Origin of the sequence: Streptomyces silaceus (assembly GCF_001419745.1) — a bacterium.
GTDB lineage: Bacteria > Actinomycetota > Actinomycetes > Streptomycetales > Streptomycetaceae > Streptomyces > Streptomyces silaceus.
In genome coordinates, this window is the sequence record NZ_LIRJ01000212.1 from 1 (window position 1) to 1,578 (window position 1,578).

The 1,578-nt window shown below is 72.1% G+C and carries 2 protein-coding genes; both read left to right on the forward strand.

Features of this window, described 5'->3' with window-relative positions:
• Positions 1 to 79: 79 nt before the first annotated feature.
• Complete coding sequence (locus AOK22_RS20745) at positions 80 to 871, forward strand: arylamine N-acetyltransferase family protein (protein ID WP_055700200.1); 792 nt, start codon at positions 80 to 82, stop codon at positions 869 to 871.
• 133 nt (positions 872 to 1,004) lie between these two features.
• Positions 1,005 to 1,481, forward strand: a complete 477-nt coding sequence (locus AOK22_RS20750) for a VOC family protein (RefSeq protein ID WP_055700201.1) — start codon at positions 1,005 to 1,007, stop codon at positions 1,479 to 1,481.
• The last annotated feature ends 97 nt before the right edge of the window (positions 1,482 to 1,578 follow it).

The following is a 1,578-nucleotide window of genomic DNA, read 5'->3' on the forward strand; positions in this document are numbered from 1 at the left end:
AGGTCCTAGGACCTGCGCACGGTGCGGGCGCCGTCGCTGGTCCGTGGCCCGGCCACCGCTCCCCCACGACACTGGTCGCATGGACAACGAACAGATCGACGCCTATCTGCGGCGCATCGGCGCCGAGCGGCCCGCCGCCCCCACCGCGCAGGCCCTGCACGACCTGCATCTGGCGCATCTGCGCAGCGTGCCCTTCGAGAATCTGTCGATCCACCTCGGCGAGGCGGTCGAGCTCACCGACAAGGCCCTGGTGGCCAAGGTCGTGGACGCCCGCAGGGGCGGCTTCTGCTACGAGCTCAACGGCGCCTTCGCCGCCCTCCTGACGGCCCTCGGCTTCGACGTCGCGCTGGTGCAGGCCCAGGTGTACGACAGGACAGGGCAGCTCGGCATCCCCTTCGACCACCTGGCCCTGCGCGTGCGCACCGACGACGGCGGCGACTGGCTGGCCGACGTCGGCTTCGGCACGCACAGCCATCTGCCGCTCGCCCTCGGCGACGGGGGCGAGCAGGCCGACCCCGGCGGTACGTTCGGCGTCGTGGAGACCCCGCAGGGCGATCTGCGGATCGAGAAGGACGGCAGCCCGCAGTACCTCGTCGACCAACGGCCGCGCGCGCTGGCCGACTTCAGGGGCGGGGCCTGGTACCACCGCACGTCCCCCGAATCCCCCTTCACGCGGTCACTGGTCTGCTCGATCGTCACGCCGGAGGGCCGGGTCACGCTCAGTGGCCGCACGCTCAAGACCACCGTGGGCGCCGAGCAGCGGACCACCGAGCTGGCCTCAGAGGCGGAGGTGCTCGCGGCGTACGACCGGCACTTCGGCATCGCCCTGGAGCGGGAGCCGCAGGTCGGCGCGGGCCCTGTGACCGGCTGACCCGCGACGGCACGATCCGGGCGCCGTGTGGCGATGAGTTCCGGGCGGTGCGACGGTCCACATAGGCAGACGTCCGCTCAGGCAGACACAGGGAGCGCGGCCAGGACCGCCGCACACGCGACAGGAGAGCGTCATGCCCAGGATCACGCCCAACCTCTGGTTCGACACGCAGGGCGAGGAGGCCGCGAAGTTCTACGTCTCGGTCTTCCCGAACTCCCGGATCACGCACGTCTCGTACTACGGGGAGAACGCGCCGCGCCCGGCCGGCACCGTGCTGACCGTGGACTTCGAGCTCGACGGGCAGCGCTGTACGGCGATCAACGGCGGGCCGGAGTTCACCTTCGACGAGGCCGTGTCCTTCCTGATCGACTGCGCCGACCAGGAGGAGATCGACTACTACTGGTCGAAGCTCTCCGAGGGCGGCGAGGAAGGCCCCTGCGGGTGGCTCAAGGACAAGTACGGCCTGTCCTGGCAGGTCGTGCCGACCGTGCTCGGCGAGCTCGTGACCGGACCGGACCCCGACCGCGCCCAGCGTGCCATGCAGGCGATGTTCGGCATGAAGAAGCTGGACGTGGCCGCGCTGCGGGCCGCCGCCGACGGGACCGCGTGAGAGGCGGCCCGCAGCGGGCCGCCGTCACGCACCGCACGAACGGCCGCGGGTGGAGGGCGCCCCGCGCTCACTGCCCGCGGCCGGCCGCTCCCTCCGC